The organism is Elizabethkingia sp. YR214 (genome assembly GCF_003058195.1).
In the GTDB taxonomy this organism is placed as follows: domain Bacteria; phylum Bacteroidota; class Bacteroidia; order Flavobacteriales; family Weeksellaceae; genus Elizabethkingia.
On record NZ_QBUH01000009.1, the window covers coordinates 56,873 to 72,057 of the forward strand.

General features: G+C 36.4%; 15 protein-coding genes. 6 read left to right on the plus strand and 9 right to left on the minus strand.

Translation table 11 applies throughout. From position 1 onward, the window contains the following. Nucleotides 1-51: 51 nt before the first annotated feature. A complete protein-coding gene (locus tag C8J95_RS15965; protein WP_107809732.1) occupies nucleotides 52-1,029 on the plus strand; it encodes a polyprenyl synthetase family protein in 978 nt (325 codons plus the stop codon). A 357-nt stretch (nucleotides 1,030-1,386) separates the two neighbouring features. Here the strand turns inward: C8J95_RS15965 and C8J95_RS15970 are convergent, their stop codons facing one another. After that, nucleotides 1,387-2,037, minus strand: coding sequence for a DUF1349 domain-containing protein (locus C8J95_RS15970; protein WP_107809733.1), 651 nt, complete (start codon nucleotides 2,035-2,037; stop codon nucleotides 1,387-1,389). An 86-nt stretch (nucleotides 2,038-2,123) separates the two neighbouring features. Between C8J95_RS15970 and C8J95_RS15975 the strand changes: the two genes are divergently transcribed. Then, entirely contained in the window at nucleotides 2,124-2,888 is a 765-nt protein-coding gene (locus C8J95_RS15975) for a response regulator transcription factor (RefSeq protein ID WP_107809734.1), read from the plus strand. Here the strand turns inward: C8J95_RS15975 and C8J95_RS15980 are convergent. Together C8J95_RS15980 and C8J95_RS15985 are read right to left on the minus strand one after the other, a co-directional pair. Continuing rightward, a complete protein-coding gene (locus C8J95_RS15980; RefSeq protein ID WP_255412843.1) occupies nucleotides 2,885-3,424 on the minus strand; it encodes a hypothetical protein in 540 nt (179 codons plus the stop codon). The genes C8J95_RS15975 and C8J95_RS15980 overlap by 4 nt on opposite strands. Nucleotides 3,425-3,475: 51 nt before the next feature. Beyond that, the gene (locus C8J95_RS15985) at nucleotides 3,476-3,775 is read right to left on the minus strand and encodes a hypothetical protein (RefSeq protein ID WP_107809735.1); all 300 of its coding nucleotides are present in this window, start codon (nucleotides 3,773-3,775) and stop codon (nucleotides 3,476-3,478) included. Between the two features lie 121 nt (nucleotides 3,776-3,896). Between C8J95_RS15985 and C8J95_RS15990 the strand changes: the two genes are divergently transcribed. The 4 genes from C8J95_RS15990 (at nucleotide 3,897) to C8J95_RS16005 (ending at nucleotide 9,677) form a co-directional block, all read left to right on the plus strand. Next, the gene (locus C8J95_RS15990) at nucleotides 3,897-6,335 is read left to right on the plus strand and encodes a transketolase C-terminal domain-containing protein (protein ID WP_107809736.1); all 2,439 of its coding nucleotides are present in this window, start codon (nucleotides 3,897-3,899) and stop codon (nucleotides 6,333-6,335) included. A 13-nt stretch (nucleotides 6,336-6,348) separates the two neighbouring features. After that, nucleotides 6,349-7,179, plus strand: coding sequence for an OmpA family protein (locus C8J95_RS15995; RefSeq protein ID WP_059322545.1), 831 nt, complete (start codon nucleotides 6,349-6,351; stop codon nucleotides 7,177-7,179). Between the two features lie 209 nt (nucleotides 7,180-7,388). Beyond that, a complete protein-coding gene (gene lpdA, locus C8J95_RS16000) occupies nucleotides 7,389-8,777 on the plus strand; it encodes a dihydrolipoyl dehydrogenase (RefSeq protein WP_078402051.1) in 1,389 nt (462 codons plus the stop codon). 105 nt (nucleotides 8,778-8,882) lie between these two features. Further along, on the plus strand, nucleotides 8,883-9,677 hold the full coding sequence (locus tag C8J95_RS16005; protein WP_107809737.1) for a patatin-like phospholipase family protein: 795 nt from the start codon (nucleotides 8,883-8,885) through the stop codon (nucleotides 9,675-9,677). On the opposite strand, the gene C8J95_RS16010 is transcribed toward C8J95_RS16005, so the two are convergent. The 6 genes from C8J95_RS16010 to C8J95_RS16035 all read right to left on the minus strand — a co-directional run bounded on the left by C8J95_RS16010 (nucleotide 9,653) and on the right by C8J95_RS16035 (nucleotide 15,175). Continuing rightward, nucleotides 9,653-10,018: a diacylglycerol kinase family protein gene (locus C8J95_RS16010; protein ID WP_107809738.1), complete on the minus strand. Its 366-nt coding sequence runs from the start codon at nucleotides 10,016-10,018 to the stop codon at nucleotides 9,653-9,655. The genes C8J95_RS16005 and C8J95_RS16010 overlap by 25 nt on opposite strands. Continuing rightward, entirely contained in the window at nucleotides 10,018-11,376 is a 1,359-nt protein-coding gene (locus C8J95_RS16015) for a M20/M25/M40 family metallo-hydrolase (protein ID WP_255412844.1), read from the minus strand. Before C8J95_RS16015 ends, C8J95_RS16010 begins: the two co-directional genes overlap by 1 nt. Nucleotides 11,377-11,435: 59 nt before the next feature. Next, nucleotides 11,436-12,674, minus strand: a complete 1,239-nt coding sequence (locus C8J95_RS16020; RefSeq protein ID WP_059153856.1) for a DUF1015 domain-containing protein — start codon at nucleotides 12,672-12,674, stop codon at nucleotides 11,436-11,438. Between the two features lie 9 nt (nucleotides 12,675-12,683). After that, entirely contained in the window at nucleotides 12,684-13,634 is a 951-nt protein-coding gene (locus C8J95_RS16025) for a D-2-hydroxyacid dehydrogenase (protein WP_107809739.1), read from the minus strand. Between the two features lie 53 nt (nucleotides 13,635-13,687). Beyond that, nucleotides 13,688-14,746 (minus strand): 3-phosphoserine/phosphohydroxythreonine transaminase, encoded by a 1,059-nt coding sequence (gene serC, locus C8J95_RS16030; protein ID WP_107809740.1) that lies wholly within the window; start codon nucleotides 14,744-14,746, stop codon nucleotides 13,688-13,690. 78 nt (nucleotides 14,747-14,824) lie between these two features. Beyond that, nucleotides 14,825-15,175, minus strand: coding sequence for a 4Fe-4S dicluster domain-containing protein (locus C8J95_RS16035; protein ID WP_009088212.1), 351 nt, complete (start codon nucleotides 15,173-15,175; stop codon nucleotides 14,825-14,827). Nucleotides 15,176-15,185 lie beyond the last annotated feature (10 nt).

Here is a 15,185-nt window from a genome sequence, read left to right on the forward strand (position 1 = left end):
TATATTTGTGTTTCGAAAATTTAACATCATCCAGATTTAACCAGCGATCCAGTGGCTAATATTGTAGAGGAAATCAAAAGTCCGATAAAAGAAAACATGAAACTTTTTGAAAAAAAGTTTTATGAATCTATGAAAAGTAATGTTTCATTATTGGATAAAGTGACGCAGTTTATTGTAACCACCAAAGGGAAACAAATGCGTCCTATGTTTGTATTTCTATGCGCCAACCTGGTAGGAGAGGTAAATGAGAAAACTTACCGTGGAGCTTCCATGATAGAGCTTATTCACACGGCAACTTTGGTACACGATGATGTGGTAGATGAATCTTTCAAACGCCGTAATTTCTTCTCTATCAACGCACTTTGGAAAAACAAAATCGCTGTTTTAGTAGGCGATTATTTACTTTCAAAAAGTGTATTGCTTTCTACTGATAACAAAGATTTCGATTTACTGGCAGTAATCTCCAGAACAATAAGGGAAATGGCAGAAGGAGAGCTTCTCCAGCTGGAAAAAGCCCGTAAACTAGATATTACGGAAGATGTTTATTACGAAATTATCCGTCAGAAAACCGCTACCCTTATTGCTGCCTGTTGCGAAGTAGGTGTCCGCTCTAATAATGTAGATGAAGAAACGGCTCTTAAAATGAAAGAGTTTGGTACTTATACCGGAATGGCCTTTCAGATTAAAGATGATTTATTCGATTATCTGAGCAGCAATATTATAGGTAAGCCTGTAGGGATTGATATTCAGGAGCAAAAAATGACATTACCATTAATCTATACGCTAAGAACAGCTGATCCGGAGAAACGTAAATATTTTTTCGAAACGATCAAACGTTATAACAAAAAGCCAAAGCGCGTTAAAGAACTTATTGAGTTTGTAAAAACTTCTGGTGGTCTTGATTACGCTATTGGTATTATGAAGGATTTCCAACAAAAAGCTGTAGATATTCTGGATACTTTTCCGGATTCTGAAGCAAAGAAATCTTTACGTCTTATGCTGGATTACGTTATCGAACGTAAATTCTAATTTTTCTATAATTTATAAATCAAATAGTATAATCTATTAATGTTGAGCTCTTTGACTACGCTCAGAGTGACATAATAGGTTCTAAATTTAATTGGCCTGTCAGAATTTGAAACCTTGACAGGTTTTTTTATAACTTCTGGTTTGTATTAAATGTTTATTTGAAGTTTTAGAATTATCAAGTTTATAACAATGACTATATGAATACTGTGTCACTCTGAGCGTAGTCGAAAAGTATTTTAATGATCTAACATATTTAATTGGTTTTAATACTTCAAACCTTGACAGGGCTTTATAAGAAAAAGAGGCCTTTAAAAGACCTCTTCCCCTTATTTACTGTATGAAAAAAGAATAATATAATTATTCCTGATTTTCCTTTAACCATTTTAACCTTCTCTGATCAGGAAGATGTTTTACACTAAAGTTTTCAAATTTTGCCAGGAAACCTTTTCCATCCGGACTAGCTCCCATTAAGCCAACCATAACCGGAGTATTGTCCTGTAGATAGGCATTGCGCATTAGCTGGTAGTTTTTATCATCAAAAGAATAATAAATTTCTACAGCATCCAGTCTCCTTATAGCTTTTATCCAGATATACGGAAGACTTTTGTCCAGGCTAATCATGCTCCAGTCGCTTGTTTTATGTGTGACAACACTACTGATGTTGTATTTACCATCCACAAACTCAATACCGGTTTTTATATAATTTTCCTTATCAATGCGCAGCATTAGTCCGGCCTGATCAAATCTTTCTTTGTAGTCTCCAGTAATTTTCACTTTTACTTCGAATTCACCTCCATAAACCCCGTAACAGAAGGGAGCATCGTCTACAGTAAATCCATAATGGGATATTCGCCAGTAATCGCTTTGCGGAGTTACGAACATTTGAAGGCTATTATTTTTAATCTCCCATTTTTCAGGCTCGTTAAACCATTGAAGCTTTTCCAGTTTCTGAGCAGAAACTTGTTGTTGTACTAGGCTGCCAATCATAAACAATAATAGTTTTCGCATATTGATGTTGTTTTTAGCTTAATTGATTATTTTCGCAAAGCTATAATAGACCAACACAGGTAGCAATACTGATTAATAGCCATTTTATGGAAAATAATATAGGTACTACTTTAAATGAACAACTGCTTCAGCAAAACTTTGGCAAGGAAAATAATCCGCATACCCAATTGTTGGCAGGGCAGGATATCGCAAAGGTATATGCACAAACAGAAAATGCAATTGCTGTACTAAGTGATTTGGTATCAGATAAAAGTTATATTTATTACGGAAATATAGCTGCCACGTTAGGACTTACAAAAGAAGAGCAGGAAATCCCTTCTATATGGGAAAAAGATGTATTGGAGAGAATTCATCCGGACGATCTTACTGAAAAATACAGGATGGAGCTTTACTTTTTTCATTTCCTGAAAGGTATTGCACAGGATAACAGACGAGATTATTACATTTCCAGTGCTGTACGGATGAAAACTTCTCAGGGAAATTATTTGCCAGTATGGCACCGTATATTCTATATTAATAGTACGCCTAACGGAAGCATAGGTTTGGTGCTGTGTCTTTACAGTTTTTCATCACATCCGGGACAGAGTTCTTATGAAGCAATGATTGTAAATACCACTACCGGAGAGGTTGTTAAAACGAGTAAACCTGAATTAGATAATATTTTGTCAGAACGGGAAAAAGAAATTCTGACATTTATAAAAAATGGAAAGCTGAGCAAAGAAATTGCTGCTGAATTATCTATAAGCCTGCATACTGTTAACCGCCATCGCCAGAATATTCTGGAAAAACTTCATGTAAATAATTCTTTTGAAGCTTGTTATAAAGCAGAATGTCTCGGCTGGATTAGTTAAGAAAAAGCTGTATAGAGAATATATTCCATACTTTTTTTGAAATAAGTCTTTTTTTCGAAATCCGGTTTTCCAAAGAAAGGATCCAATTGATCGGCAGGTGTAAGAATTATACTTGTTTTCATACCGAGATTTGCCATCCCTACAAATATTTTAGTTTTCCTACCATCCTTCTCTAAAAATAGCAAATAAGAATAATCAGTATTATTTCTTATTTCTAGTTTTTCAATATTTTCATAAAGTACTACACTATTAATCTTTTTAGATGAGATAGCAGCTTGCTTGTCTTCAAAGCGAATCTTAAAATTACTGGCGAGAAGTTTTTTGAAAAGAAAAGAGACCATAAAGAAAACAATAATTGCACTAATACCCATTATTATAATAACCATAGATCTGGGTATTTTGTTTAGCTGGTAGCTAATAACAATAGTCATGAATATTGTTGGAATAAAAAATATTGAAAAAACAATGAAAAATATAGACAATCGGTACTGAGATTGTGTCATCCCTCTAAAACTTAAAGTAATGTTCTCGTTCATAATTTTAAAATAATAAGGGCAGAAATATTTCCTCTTGAATAAATATCAGGATTAATTAATCAAATCTAAGAAAACAATAATAATAACAGAGATGGCTAATGCAGTTAGTGCAATAATAAAAAATAAGTCAGCAATCTGTTCGAATTTATATGACTTTTTATCCGATTCTGTGCGTATGGCAAGAAAAGAGAGGATGCAACTAGCCATTAAAAGCAAACTTGCTACGGCTGCAAAATCATCCAAATAGGTTCCTTTTGACAGTTTTGCGACTTTTAGTGAAGTAATAATTACTAAACAAAATCCCAAAAGATTTGAGGATGTGTTAAGAATATGCTGTGATTTTCTTTTCATTACTAAAACTCTTGTTTTTTTTAACGAATTTATGTAAATAACTGTTACGAGGGAGTTTTTTAATAAATTTTATGATAAATAAATAAATACTAAATTCTTATATTTGTAAAAATGCTTTACAATGGAAGTTACAGATATTGAAACATCACAGGTTACTTTTGAAGATTTCAAAAAACAGATACTTGCGGATTACAAACTAGGAAGAGTCTCAAGAGAAATGAGCCTTTTAGGAAGGAGAGAGGTATTAACCGGAAAAGCCAAGTTTGGTATTTTCGGAGACGGGAAGGAACTTCCTCAGCTAGCAATGTCCAGAGTATTCAGAGATGGAGACTTCAGATCAGGGTACTACCGTGATCAGACTTTTGCGATGGCAATTCATGCATTAACACCAGAAAGCTTCTTTGCTTCTTTATATGCAGATACGGATGTAGAAAGAGATCCAGCATCTGCAGGAAGACAAATGAACGGGCACTTTGCTACGAGATCTTTAAATGAAGATGGTAGCTGGAAGGACCTTACCAAGATTAAAAACATCAGTTCAGATATTTCACCAACAGCAGGACAAATGCCTCGTTTATTAGGACTTGCTCAGGCTTCTAATTATTATAAAAATAATAATTATCCGGGATCGGAAAAATTCTCTAACGGAGGTAATGAAGTTGCCTTCGGGACTATTGGAGATGCTTCTACAGCTGAAGGACATTTCTGGGAAACGATTAATGCCGCAGGTGCATTACAGGTTCCTATGATTATGTCTATCTGGGATGATGGTTATGGAATTTCTGTATCAACTAAAAACCAGAGAGCCAAAGAAGATATAACAGAGATGCTGTCTGGATTCCAGAGAAAAGAAGGTGAGAAACAAGGTTTCGAACTTATCCAAGTAAAAGCATGGGATTATCCGGCACTACAGGATGCATATACTAAGGCAGAACATTTTGCAAGAACAGAAAGAGTTCCTGTAATTATTCATGTTATTGAGGTTACACAACCACAAGGGCATTCTACATCTGGTTCTCACGAACGTTATAAATCTGCAGAAAGATTAGAGTGGGAGCAGGAACACGATGGATTGAAAAAATTCCGTGAGTGGATTCTGAACTATGAAATTGAAGGTGAAGAAGGATCAATGGTACTAGCTTCTGACGAAGAATTGGATCTTATAGACAGAGAAGCTAAGAAAGAAGCTAAAGAAGGTCAGAAGAAAGCTTGGGACGTATATCAGGGAACAATTGTTTCGTTAAAGGATAAAGCATTACCAGCAGTAGAGAAATTAGCTGCTGTATCTGCAAACCCTGCAGGGATAAATGAAGAGATTGAAAAATTCAAATCACTTATTACTATTGCTAAAAAAGAAGTTTTCCATTTACTAAGAAGATCTCTTTGGGTAACAAGAGGTGAGAACTCTGCAGAGCGTCAGGCTGTAAAAAATATATTAAATGATTTAACAGCTGTAGAAAGAGATAATTACTCTTCTCACTTGTATAGTGAATCAGAATGGCAGGCTGTAAACATACCTGAAGTTAAACCAACTTATGCAGATGATGCTGAAATGGTAGACGGAAGAGTAGTGATAAGAGATAATTTTGATAAAATATTAGCAAAATATCCTGAATTCCTAATCTTTGGTGAAGACAGTGGAAATATTGGAGATGTAAACCAAGGCTTGGAAGGTCTTCAGGAAAAATACGGAGTAGACCGTGTTGCCGATACAGGTATCCGTGAAGCTACAATACTAGGGCAGGGAATTGGTCTTGCTATGAGAGGACTTCGTCCTGTCGCAGAGATCCAGTATCTTGACTATTTGCTTTACTGTATTCAGGGAATGAGTGATGATTTGGCGACAGTTCATTACCGTACGAAAGGTGGGCAGAAAGCTCCGGTTATTGTACGTACAAGAGGTCACCGTTTAGAAGGAATTTGGCATTCGGGATCGCCAATGGCAGGAATTCTGAACTTAATAAAAGGTATTCATGTATTGGTACCAAGAAATCTTACCAAAGCTGCAGGTTTCTACAATACAATGTTGCAGTCGGATGAACCTTCTCTTATTATTGAAACTCTGAATGGATACCGCCTGAAAGAAAAGTTGCCAAACAACTTAGGTGAATTTACGGTACCGGTAGGTAAAGTAGAAATTACAAAAGAAGGAACAGACGCTACAGTAGTAACTTACGGTTCTACGTGGAGAGTTGTAATGGAAGCAGCAGCGGAATTAGAAAAACTTGGCGTGAATATTGAAGTAATAGATATTCAGTCATTGATGCCGTTTGATATATCTGAAGATATTCTGGAAAGTGTAAAGAAAACAAACCGCTTGGTAGTGGTAGATGAAGATGTACAGGGAGGTGCAACAGCTTTCATTCTCCAGCAGGTTATTGAAAAACAAAAAGCGTTCAGACATTTAGATTCAGAACCTTTGACAATAGCAGCACAAGATCACAGACCAGCATACGCTTCAGACGGAGATTATTTCTCCAAACCTTCGGCAGATGATATAGTGGAGAAAATTTATGCATTAGTGCGTGAGTCGAATCCAACAAAATATCCGGAGATTTAATAAATATTTTATTATGAATAATATATTGAAATTTGTTTTAGCAGGTGGTTTAGGGTTAGCATTAACTTCATGCGGAACTCAGAAAAAGTTAGAAGCATTACAAACAGATTATCAGAAATGTCTGAACGATTCAGGGCAGAAAGAAAGCCTTATTCAGAGCCAGAAAGTAAGAGTTTCTTCATTGGAAGAGCAAATTAATTTGCTTAAAAATCAAAATGTAATTTTACAGGAAAGCCTAAAAGATTGTGCAAGCAACAGCAACAAAGGATCTATGAACATAGAGAAGCTGATTGGTCAGATCAAAGAATCTCAGGATTACATCAAGAGATTACAAGATGCAAGATCTAAGCAGGACTCTCTGAATATTGCAATATCCAACAAACTGAAAAGATCTCTTGATAATATCAATGATCAGGATATCGATATTAAAGTTCAGAAAGGTGTTGTATTCATTTCATTATCCGATAAAATGTTATACAAATCCGGTAGCTACGAAATCTTGCCTACAGCTGAGACTGTATTAGAGAAAGTAGCACGTGTAATCAATGATTATAGTGATTACGATGTAATGGTAGAAGGACACACTGATACAGATCCGATGAAGCCGAATGCATTAATCAGAGATAACTGGGATCTGTCCGCATTGCGTGCAACTTCAGTTGTAAGAATGCTTCAGACTAAATTCGCAGTTAATCCTTCCAGAATGACAGCCGGAGGACGTTCCGAATATGTTCCTAAAACAGATAACAATACGCCGATGGGCAAATCTGAGAACAGAAGAACAGAAATTATTGTTCTTCCTAAATTAGACCAGTTCATGCAGCTATTGGAAGCAAAAAGATAAAATTGTAAATTCCTTATAAAAGCCTGTTTCAATAACTGAAACAGGCTTTTTTTATTGACTATTGAATTGAGACATAAAGTATTGCCAGCTTTGGGTATATTCTCTTTTTTGCAAAATCTGTAATAAGCTGTTTATTCTCATTTGTTCGTTTTTAGTTTCGCTATTTTTTTCACAATCTTTTTCGTAAATTCGCAATAAAATTTTTTCCAATGAATTACGATATTATTGTTATAGGAAGTGGACCTGGTGGTTATGTTACTGCAATCAGAGCTTCCCAATTGGGTTTCAAAACTGCAATTATAGAGAAAGAGAATCTTGGTGGTATCTGCCTTAACTGGGGTTGTATTCCAACAAAAGCTTTATTGAAGTCTGCACAGGTTTTCAAATATATAGAACATGCTGAAGAATATGGTCTTAATAAAGTAGAACCAAGTTTTGAATTCCCGAACATCATCCAGAGAAGCCGTGGCGTTGCTAACAAAATGAGCAAGGGTATCGAGTTCCTGATGAAGAAAAACAAAATCGATGTAATCTTAGGTACTGCAAAAGTATTACCTGGCAAGAAAGTAGAAGTTACAGATGCTGAAGGTAAAAAACAAACTTATGCAGGTCAGAATATTATTTTAGCAACTGGTGCACGTTCCCGTGAATTGCCAAACCTTCCGCAGGATGGCAAAAAAGTAATCGGCTACCGTCAGGCACTTAGCTTACCAGAGCAACCAAAATCTATGATTGTTGTAGGTTCTGGAGCTATTGGTGTCGAGTTCGCTTATTTCTATTCAAGTCTGGGAACTAAAGTTACTGTAGTAGAATTCTTACCAAACATTGTTCCTTTAGAAGATGAAGAAGTATCTAAGCACTTAGAAAAATCATTGAAAAAAGCGGGAATCGAGGTAATGACAAATTCTTCTGTTGAAAGCGTAGATACAACAGGTGAAGGCGTAAAAGCTAAAGTAAAAACGGCTAAAGGTGAAGTTATCCTTGAAGCAGATGTTGTACTCTCTGCAGTAGGTATCCAGGCAAATCTTGAAAATATCGGACTTGAAGAAGTTGGTATTAAAACAGATAAAGGAAGAGTTTTAGTAAATGAATGGTATCAGACAAATGTACCGGGTTACTATGCAATCGGAGATATTATCCCTACTCAGGCACTAGCTCACGTAGCATCTGCTGAAGGTATTACTTGTGTAGAGAAAATCAAAGGAATGCATGTAGATAAAATCGATTATGGCAATATTCCAGGTTGTACTTACTGTCTTCCTGAAATTGCATCTGTTGGTTTAACAGAAAAACAAGCTAAAGAAAAAGGATACGAAATAAAAGTAGGTAAATTCCCGTTCTCTGCTAGTGGTAAAGCTACAGCAAATGGTGATACTGATGGTTTCGTAAAAGTAATTTTCGATGCTAAATATGGTGAATGGTTAGGTTGCCATATGATTGGTACAGGTGTTACTGAATTGGTAGCTGAAGCTGTTGTAGCAAGGAGATTAGAAACTACAGGTCATGAGATCATTAAATCTATCCACCCGCACCCAACATTATCTGAAGCGATAATGGAAGCGGTAGCAGCTGCTTATGGAGAAGTAATTCACATATAATATAAACGTAATATAAATATTATGTGAAAAATAATTAAAATCCACAGCAGTTGCTGTGGATTTTATAATTTTATAAACCAAATTTTTACAACACAAAATTATTAAATGGATTACAGAACAGGGCTCGTACTTTCGGGAGGCGGAACTAAAGGCATTGCGCATGCAGGAGTGCTGAAGTTTCTGGAAGAGAAGCAAATAAAAGTAGATGTTATTTCCGGTACATCGGCAGGGGCGTTGGTTGGAGCATTATATGCATACGGAAAGTCACCGGAAGATATTCTGGCCTTCTTTCAGTCTGTTCATTTTTTCAACTGGAAACATCTGGTATTTAATAAGCCGGGTATTGTAAGTTCAGATATCTTCAGAATTTATCTGGAACCTATATTTGGAAATTCAAAAATAAAGGAAAGCAGAATTCCGTTGTTGCTTACGGCTACAGACTTGGGAACAGGAACTTTGCATGTGTTTGATGAAGATACGGAAGTAATAGATGCTATTATTTCTTCCGCTGCAATTCCGGGAGTTGCTACACCATATAGTATTAATGAGGAAATATATTGCGACGGGGGTATTATTAATAATTTCCCTGCAGATTTATTAAACAATAGGGTAGAGAAAATGATAGGAGTATATCTTTCTCCTATGGAAAAGCTAAATCAGAATAAAATCAAGAGTATCCGTTCGGTTACTGAGCGCGCTTTGGAAATATTACTGTACAGATCGGAACACCATAAGTTTGAACTATGCGATTGGTTTATTCCATTGAATAAGCTAAGTACTTATGGGAGATTTGAGACAAAAAAGCAACGAACGCAGGAGATTTTTGATATTGGTTACATCTCTGCAGAGGATACCTTTGCAGAAAGCTTATTCTATCAGGATACGAAATCCATTATATAAGGCAGATAAACGTAAATGCCTGTTAAAACAGCCGCAAGAACTGCTATTACAACAGCTCCGGCGGCTATATCTTTTATGATACCTATATACTGATTGTATTCAGGGTGGACAAAATCACATATTTTCTCTACACACGTATTTAGAGCTTCGGTAACCAGAACGAAGAATGATGCCATCAGTATAAGCGCTATTTCCAGTCTTTCTAATTTTAGATAAACAATAAGAAACAGGTTAACCAGAAGACCTAATACTTCAATCTGAAAATTTCTTTCATTTTTCAGTAAGAACAAAATCCCTCTGAAAGCATTACCAAAACTTTTATGTAGAGAAGGTTTGCGCATTATTCCCAATATTTGTCAATCATATAGATCAGTTGAGTCATAGCACTTGCTCCCAGCAAAAGTTCTCTTCTGTTAACAGCTTCAAAAATATCAGAAGCAGAGTGGTGCAGATCAAAGTATCTTTGTGAATCAGGCATAAGTCCTACTAAAGCTACATTGTGCTTCTTCATAGGGCGAATATCTGTTCCGGAATAAGAATCAACAATATTATAAACCCCATAAGGTTCGAATAAAGGTTTCCAGCTTTTGATTTGTGCAGATTTCTCAGGATTCATTTCCAGAAAGAACCCTCTGGGAGAATATCCTCCGGCATCACTTTCTATAGCAAAAAGATGCGGTTCCTTGCTTGTATCAAGATTACTTGCATAAGTCTCTCCACCGCGATTTCCGTTTTCTTCATTGGCAAATAATACAGCACGTATTGTGTGATTATTTTTTACGCCAAGCTTTTTAAATGTTCTGAGTACTTCTATAGATTGTACAATACCTGCTCCGTCATCTTGCGCGCCTTCACCAACGTCCCAGGAATCCAGATGTCCACCAACAACGATAACTTTCTGATCTTTATTTCCGGTAATTTCTCCGATTACAGAATTGCTCATCACTTCACCTTTCATTCCACAGTTGGAATTAAGCTTAGCAGTTACTTTTTGTGTTTGTATCAGTTTAGCAAGATTATCAGCTCCTCTAGGTCCGATAGCTACCGCCGGTATTTTTTCTGTTCCGTCTTCATACTTCATAGCTCCTGTATGTGGAGCATCGTCTGTAGCAGAAGATAAAGATCGGATAATTACAGCCTTTCCGCCTTTTTTAGCAACCAGAGAAGCTGTTGTAGATCTGTATTTTCCAATATCACCATAGCCTTCAAAAGTCTGAATAAAATCCTGACGAAAAGGATAGTTAAAGAATACAATTTTACCTTTTACAGCACTTTCTGGTAATGCATTGAATTCTTCAATAGTTTTTACCAGAATTATATCTCCGGTTAAATCTTTACCATTTGTTCCTTCGGAATTTCCTAACGAAAGCATATTGACAGTCTGCCATTGTCCATTAGCTGTTTTTATATGAAGAGATTCTTTACCTCTTATCCATACCGGAACTTTTACAGGCTGAAGCCATACCTTATCTGCACCAGCATTTTTTAGTTGTTGAAGTGCCCATTGAGTTGCTTTTTCATAAGCGGCAGAACCACTTAATCTGTGGCCAACATTTTTGGTGAGATCTCTTAGTTCTTCATAAGCTTCTCCGTGGTTTAAAATTTGTCCTGATATTTTAGAGAATACCATGGCATCGTCCTTTTGTTGGGCGAAAAAAAATCCACTCGCAATGAGTGGAATAAGCATTAGTTTTTTCATTGCAATTCCTGTCAAGTTTTGAGTAAATCAAATTTAAGGAATTTTTGCAGGAAAAAATATTATTTCATGTCATACATTACCAATGCGGTAAGCAGTTTTGGTTCAATGTAAGTACATTTTGGCGGCATTTTTTGTTTAAGATCCGATATTTTTACCAAATCCGAGAATGGTAAAGGGTGGATAGCGAATCCTACTGCATATTCACCATTATCTACCAATTGCTTGATTTCAGCAATACCTTCTACTGTAGAGTTACCTTTAGAGAAGCCAATTCTATCACTTAGTTTGGTTTCCATTCCCAAAACTTCTTTAATCACGTTACGTTCCAAGAAGTAATGATCCAGATCCTCTAAGCCTCCGGTTTTATTTCTAAGATCATGTTTGATATGAAGACTGTAGAATTTACCATCTACATACATACTCAAATGATATTTTTGTGAAGGATAATAGGGTACATCTCCTTTTTCGTGAATAACGAAGAACTTGTCTAAAGACTTTAGGAATTGTTCAGTAGATAAGCCATTCAGGTCTTTTATCAGACGGTTATAATCGTGGATTTTAATAGACTGGTTAGAAACGATATAACTATACACATAATTGAAGCCTTCCTGTCCGGTATGTTTTTTACCTTTATCCAGATGGTTTTTGGCATTTAGTGCTGCCGAACCAATTCTGTGGTGACCATCGGCAATGTAGAATGAATCGATTTGTTCGATTACCTCTTTATATTGCTGAAGTTTCAGACGATTATCTATTCTCCATAACTTATGGCGAACGCCATTTTTATCTGTAAAGTTAGCAACCGGGACGTTTTTCTCTTCCAGATTCATCAATACTTCTATCTTGGAATTGGAAGGGTAGGTAAGCAATACCGGTTCAGCCTGAATTTTTACTTTATCCAGGTAATGGGCAAACTTTTCCTTTCTCTGCGTTATGGTTGCTTCGTGTTTCTTTATTTTTCCATTCCAGAAATCATCCACAGATGTTAGGCCCAGAAGACCACGGTAAACTGTTTTATCCGGCATTATCTGTTCGTAAAGATAAAATGCGGCATTGTCCTGAGATAGTTTTTTATCCTGAAACAGCTCTTCAAAATTAGTTCTGACCTTTCGTAAGTTTCGGTCTACATCTTTTGATTTGCTGCATACAAAAGGCTTTAGCATTTGGACATAAGAATCGTCCACGCCAGCTTTTAGATGTAGTTCTTCTTCTGTGAAGTTATCTATAGATGCTGTTGTAAATGTTTCAACCAAATCATGGTGAGGTCTTATGCCTCGAAAGGGTTTAAATAAAGGCATTTCTTTCTATTATAGTTTAAGTTTAATTAGTTGTTCTGCTAATTCCATTCCAATTTTTTCCTGCGCATCAATCGTGCTGCCTCCAATATGAGGACTAAGTGATAAAGCAGGGTTCATTAATAAAGGAAGTTCGGGATTAGGTTCGTTTTCAAAAACATCCAGTGCGGCACCAGCTATTTTGCCTTCTTCGATAAAGTCCAGTAGGGTAACTTCGTTCAGTACACCACCTCTGGCTGCGTTGACAATAAATACACCGTCTTTCATTTTACTGAACTCCTCAGAATCCAGAATATAATGGAGTGTTTTTGCTGTATTGATACTGATAAAATCAGATCGTGTAATTACTTCATCAAGGGAAACAGAAGTTAAGCTGAAATTCACCTTTTGTCCATCGAAAAAGTCTAGTGCTACTTCTTCGGTCTTAGGTGTTCTGTTGTAACATAAAACTTTCATTCCCAGAGAAATTCCAATTTTAGCTACTTCCATTCCAATTTTACCCATTCCAATTACCCCAAGAGTTTTTCCTTTTAGTTCAAAAGCTTTAGCAAAGGATTTCTTAAGTTCATTGAATTTGGTTTCTCCCTCCAGAGGCATCAGTCTGTTCGACTCATGCAGGTTTCTGGCCAAAGAAAAGAAATGAGCAAAAACAAGTTCGGCAACAGAACGTAAAGAGGCAAGGGGCGTATTGAATACATAGATGTCTTTCTCTCTCGCATATTCCACATCAATATTGTCCATGCCAATACCTCCTCGTCCTATAATTCTTAGTGTAGGGCAGGTGTCTATCAGTTCTTTTGTTACTTTGGTTGCGGATCTTACAAGAAGAACATCCACTTCATTATCATTGATAAACTGAGCAAGATGTCCGGATGAAACGCGATTATCCAGCAGATTAATTCCTGCTTCTTTTAATGCTTTTTCCCCCGATTCCGAAATACCATCGTTAGCTAATACCTTCATATAAGATGCAAATTTACAGATTTAAAAATTTACAGAATTTTCAAATCAATTAATTAGCTAATAGACTTCATAACGTCCACTAACACCTGTACACTTTCGATTGGCAGAGCATTGTAAAGACTTGCGCGGTATCCGCCAAGACTTCTGTGTCCGTTAAGACCACTAATGCCTGCTGCTTTCCATGCTGTATCGAAAGCTTCTTTTTTAGATTCGTCAGTAAGCCTGAAAGAAACATTCATTAATGAACGGTCCTCTTTTACAGAATAACCCTCGAATAAAGGATTTCTGTCGATCTCATCATATAATAATTTAGCTTTCGTTTCATTGCGTGTTTCAGCTGCTTCTATACCACCATGCTGCTCCAGATACTGAAGTGTAAGAAGAGAAGTGTAAACAGCAAAAACAGGTGGAGTATTGTACATACTTTCTTTATCAATATGCAACTGATAGTTTAAGTAAGAAGGCATATCTCTTCCTGTTTTTCCCAGAATATCTTTTTTTACAACAACTAATGTTGCTCCGGCAGGTCCCATATTTTTCTGTGCTCCGGCATAAATTAAATCGAACTGTGAAAAATCCAATACTCTGCTGAAAATATCGGAAGACATATCACAGACCATTAAAGTATCTGTTTTAGGAAACTCTTTCATCTGAGTTCCGTAAATTGTATTGTTGGATGTACAGTGGAAATAGTTGTATTCGGATCCTACAGTATAATCTTTAGGAATGAATGAATAGTTCTGCTCTTTGGAAGAACCAACGATATCTACTGTACCTAGTTTTTTAGCTTCTTTAATAGCTCCTGCAGCCCATGTTCCGGTGTCCAGATATGCAGCTTTACCTTCTGTTTTCATAAGGTTGAAAGGAACCATTGCAAATTGAAGGCTTGCACCACCTTGAAGGAAGAGTACTTCATAATCGTCTCCAAGCTTCATTAATCTTTTTACAATAGCACGCGCTTCATCCATTACGGCAACAAACTCTTTGCTTCTGTGTGAGATTTCCAGAAGGGAAAGTCCCATTCCGTTAAAATCTAAAATAGCTTCTGAAGCTTTCTGAAAAACTTCCTGAGGCAGAATACAAGGACCGGCGCTAAAATTATGTTTCTTCATTACTAAATTTGGTGTTATATTGTTTTTATAAAGTCTTTATTATTGAAAAAAAACGCTCACAATTAGTGAGCGGTATTTTTATTCTCCGTGTAAAAAAGCTTTTTTCTCAAGCAGCTCTTCTTCAGTTTCTACATGATCTTCATCTGGTACACAGCAGTCTACAGGACATACAGCAGCACATTGAGGCTCTTCATGGAAACCTTTACATTCAGTACATTTATCTGTTACAATGAAGTATACATCATCACTAACAGGTTCTTGTGGGGCATTAGCATCTATAGTCAGACCTGATGTCATCGTTACGGTTCCTTTTAGGTTGGTTCCGTCAGCGGCTTTCCAGTCTACAGCTCCTTCATATATCGCAGTGTTAGGGCATTCAGGCTCACAAGCTCCACAGTTAATACATTCATCCGTTATTTTAATGGCCATTGCTCTTTAA

What these genes read in the sequence shown, in the direction of transcription:
- C8J95_RS15970 (WP_107809733.1), bottom strand. Translation starts at nt 2,037, where the DNA reads ATGCGAAAACTATTATTGTTTATGATTGGCAGCCTAGTACAACAACAA.
- C8J95_RS16020 (WP_059153856.1), bottom strand. Translation starts at nt 12,674, where the DNA reads ATGCCTTTATTTAAACCCTTTCGAGGCATAAGACCTCACCATGATTTG.
- C8J95_RS15980 (WP_255412843.1), bottom strand. Translation starts at nt 3,424, where the DNA reads ATGAACGAGAACATTACTTTAAGTTTTAGAGGGATGACACAATCTCAG.
- C8J95_RS15990 (WP_107809736.1), top strand. Translation starts at nt 3,897, where the DNA reads ATGGAAGTTACAGATATTGAAACATCACAGGTTACTTTTGAAGATTTC.
- C8J95_RS16015 (WP_255412844.1), bottom strand. Translation starts at nt 11,376, where the DNA reads ATGAAAAAACTAATGCTTATTCCACTCATTGCGAGTGGATTTTTTTTC.
- serC (WP_107809740.1), bottom strand. Translation starts at nt 14,746, where the DNA reads ATGAAGAAACATAATTTTAGCGCCGGTCCTTGTATTCTGCCTCAGGAA.
- C8J95_RS16010 (WP_107809738.1), bottom strand. Translation starts at nt 10,018, where the DNA reads ATGCGCAAACCTTCTCTACATAAAAGTTTTGGTAATGCTTTCAGAGGG.
- C8J95_RS15985 (WP_107809735.1), bottom strand. Translation starts at nt 3,775, where the DNA reads ATGAAAAGAAAATCACAGCATATTCTTAACACATCCTCAAATCTTTTG.
- C8J95_RS16025 (WP_107809739.1), bottom strand. Translation starts at nt 13,634, where the DNA reads ATGAAGGTATTAGCTAACGATGGTATTTCGGAATCGGGGGAAAAAGCA.
- C8J95_RS16035 (WP_009088212.1), bottom strand. Translation starts at nt 15,175, where the DNA reads ATGGCCATTAAAATAACGGATGAATGTATTAACTGTGGAGCTTGTGAG.
- lpdA (WP_078402051.1), top strand. Translation starts at nt 7,389, where the DNA reads ATGAATTACGATATTATTGTTATAGGAAGTGGACCTGGTGGTTATGTT.
- C8J95_RS16005 (WP_107809737.1), top strand. Translation starts at nt 8,883, where the DNA reads ATGGATTACAGAACAGGGCTCGTACTTTCGGGAGGCGGAACTAAAGGC.
- C8J95_RS15975 (WP_107809734.1), top strand. Translation starts at nt 2,124, where the DNA reads ATGGAAAATAATATAGGTACTACTTTAAATGAACAACTGCTTCAGCAA.
- C8J95_RS15995 (WP_059322545.1), top strand. Translation starts at nt 6,349, where the DNA reads ATGAATAATATATTGAAATTTGTTTTAGCAGGTGGTTTAGGGTTAGCA.